The sequence below is a fragment of the Actinotalea sp. JY-7885 genome (genome assembly GCF_014525465.1).
GTDB lineage: Bacteria > Actinomycetota > Actinomycetes > Actinomycetales > Cellulomonadaceae > Actinotalea.
Window position 1 is genome coordinate 1 of sequence record NZ_JACEXH010000269.1, and the last position, 2,955, is coordinate 2,955.

The window sequence follows — 2,955 nt, forward strand, 5'->3', positions numbered from 1 at the left end:
GGGCTGCGGGGCCCCGGACCTCCGCCCGCCGGCGCCCGCCGTGTCCGTGCCGTCGCCGTCACCGTCACCGTCGCCCGACGACGGCGCTGGCGCGGACGCCGGTGCCCCCGGCACCGCCGTCGCCGGCACGGCGCTCGCGGCCGTCGTCGAGCTCGAGGTCAAGGGGCGCGCGCCCCGGACGGGCTACGACCGGGACCTGTTCGGGCACGGCTGGGTCGACGTCGACCGCAACGGCTGCGACACGCGTAACGACGTCCTCGCGCGCGACCTCGCGCACCCCACCGTCGAGCCCGGGACGCACGGCTGCGTCGTGCTCACCGGGACGCTCGTCGACCCGTTCTCGGGCGCGACCATCGAGTTCGTCCGGGGGCAGGGGACCAGCGAGCTCGTGCAGATCGACCACGTCGTGGCGCTCTCGGACGCGTGGCAGAAGGGGGCGCAGCAGTGGGAGGCGGCCACCCGGGTGGCGTTCGCGAACGACCCGCTCAACCTGCTCGCGGTGGACGGGGCGCTCAACCAGCAGAAGGGCGACGGTGACACCGCGACGTGGCTGCCGCCCGACGCGGGCTTCCGGTGCGCGTACGTCGCGCGGCAGGTCGCGGTGAAGCGGGCGTACGACCTGTGGGTCACGCAGGCCGAGGCCGACGCGATGGTGCGGGTGCTCCGCACGTGCCCGGACGAGCCGCTCCCCACGGACGCGGCCGGGCCCGTCCGGCCCTCGGCGCCCGCGTTGGTCGAGCCGCCCGTGGCGCCCCCGGCCAACCCGGGCGACGCGGTCGACTGCGGGGACTTCGCGTCGTGGACGCAGGCACAGGCCTGGTACGACACCTACCGCCCGGCGTACGGCGACGTCGCCGGCCTCGACGGGGACGACGACGGCGTCGCGTGCGAGACGCTCCCGGGCGCGCCGTGAGACGTGGCGGGCGTCAGCGCGCGGAGCGGTACTCCATCGTGATCGGGCACTGGAACGGGTCCCGGGCCTGGAGGCCGACGCGGTTGAGGTAGGCGATGACGATCGCGTACGACTGCGCGAGGCTCGTCTCGGTGTAGCGGATGCCCCGCGACTCGCAGAACTCGCGCACGATGGGCTGCACGCGGCGCAGGTGCGGGCGCGCCATGCTCGGGAAGAGGTGGTGCTCGACCTGGTAGTTGAGCCCGCCCATGAACCAGTCGGTGAACCGGCCGCCGCGGACGTTGCGGCTCATCAGGACCTGCCGGCTGAGGAAGTCGATCCGGCTGTTCTTGGGGACGATCGGCATGCCCTTGTGGTTGGGGGCGAAGACCGCACCCATGTAGAGGCCGAACAGCGCGACCTGCACGCCCACGAACGCGAACGCCATGCCGACGGGCAGCGCCCAGAAGACGAGCCCGAGGTAGCCGCCGAGGCGCAGGGTGACGAAGGCGATCTCGACCGGGCGGCGCTTGACCTCGCCGCGCCCGAAGATCGTCTTGAGGCCCGCGAGGTGCAGGTTGAGGCCCTCGAGCAGCAGGAGGGGGAAGAAGAGCCAGCCCTGGCGGGCGTGGAACCACGCGCGCAGGCCGGTGACGGGCTCGGTGCGGTCCTCGTTGTGGAAGAGGATGACGTCGGGCGCGATGTCCGGGTCGGCGCCGACCTGGTTCGGCTTGGCGTGGTGGCGGCTGTGCTTGTGCTGCCACCACCCGTAGCTCATGCCCGCGTAGAGGTTCGCGAGCACGAGGCTCGCCCAGTCGTTCCACCTGCCGGACTTGAAGATCTGGCGGTGGGCGGCGTCGTGACCGAGGAACATCACCTGACCGAGCACGACCGCGAGCCCGGCGGCGACGAGCAGCTGCCACCACGAGTCGCCGAGGAGCACGAGCGCGGTGACGCACGCGCCGAGCGCGAGCGTGAGGAGCGCGAACTTCGTCCAGTAGTAGCCGTAGCGACGTCGCATGAGGCCGGCGTCCTGGACGGTGCGCGTCAGGGCGGTGAACTCGCCCGCGGGGCGCGAGGCCGGCACGGCGGGCGTCCGCTCGAGGGTGGGGGTGGAGGAGGAGATGGCGTCCATACGGCGCGTCCGCTCTGTCGAAGGGTGACGCAATGCCGTGGCAGCACATCAGTAAACCTACGCAAGCGTAACCTCGGGCGCCCCGGAACGCGAGAGGTCGGGCCTGCGGCGCGCGACCACCCGTCGGTGTAACCGCTCCCACCCGAACGGCCGAACGGTGGTCGACGATTCAACGAGGTGTTTGACCTTCGATGCCGGACGAGGGCACACTTGCCCTGACAGTGCGCATCGCCTGCCCCCTGCGCGGTGCGCACTGTTCTCACTTCCGGCCGGCACCGGCATCCGGTGCCCGTCCCGCGTGACGTCGCCGCGGGACTGCCGCCGCCGCCGAGCCCCCCACCCGGGACTCGGTCAGGCGCGTCCGCGTGAGGTGCGCCGCCGACGGCGCGGCACCCGTGCGTGCGCGGTTGGCGCAGTTAGCGTGAGGCCGTGACCGCTCCCGAGCTCCACCAGGATCCGGGACCCGGCGGCGAGGTCCCCGGGTCCGGGTCTGCCCCTGTCGCCGTGCCGCCCCTGACGACCGCGCAGCTCGTCGCGCGCGTCCGCGACGAGTGGCGCAGCGCGCTGGTCGCCCGCGGGGGCCACTCCGCGCTGGCCGACGTCGACCGGCTCGGCGACGCGCAGCTCGACCTCTCGGCCGCCCACCCCTCGGGCATCGCCCAGCTCTTCGCGGGCCGACCCACGCGCCTGTCCAACCTGGTGCGGGAGGGCTCGGCGCTCTCGGCCGCCAAGCGGCGGGCCCGCGCCGTCGGCGCCCTCGCCGACGAGCACGCCCAGCGCTACGGCATCGCGTCGGCGTTCCTCGCGATCGGGGTCGCCACCTGGACCGAGCCGCGGGACGCCGCCGCCGACGACGACGACGTCGACCGCCTCGCGGAGACGACCCGGCCCGGCGGCGCCCGGCCGGGCCCGGCCCGGGGCGACGCCG

General features: G+C 74.1%; 2 protein-coding genes and 1 pseudogene. 2 read left to right on the forward strand and 1 reads right to left on the reverse strand.

Features of this window, described 5'->3' with window-relative positions:
* A partial coding sequence (locus IDM29_RS16065) for an HNH endonuclease family protein (protein WP_188037782.1) occupies positions 1-913 on the forward strand: 913 nt, incomplete at its 5' end.
* A gap of 13 nt (positions 914-926) precedes the next feature.
* On the opposite strand, the gene IDM29_RS16070 is transcribed toward IDM29_RS16065, so the two are convergent.
* On the reverse strand, positions 927-2,027 hold the full coding sequence (locus IDM29_RS16070; protein ID WP_182113221.1) for an acyl-CoA desaturase: 1,101 nt from the start codon (positions 2,025-2,027) through the stop codon (positions 927-929).
* A 429-nt stretch (positions 2,028-2,456) separates the two neighbouring features.
* Here IDM29_RS16070 and IDM29_RS16075 point away from each other — a divergent pair.
* Positions 2,457-2,955 (forward strand): annotated as a pseudogene (locus IDM29_RS16075) (hypothetical protein); the annotation flags it as partial.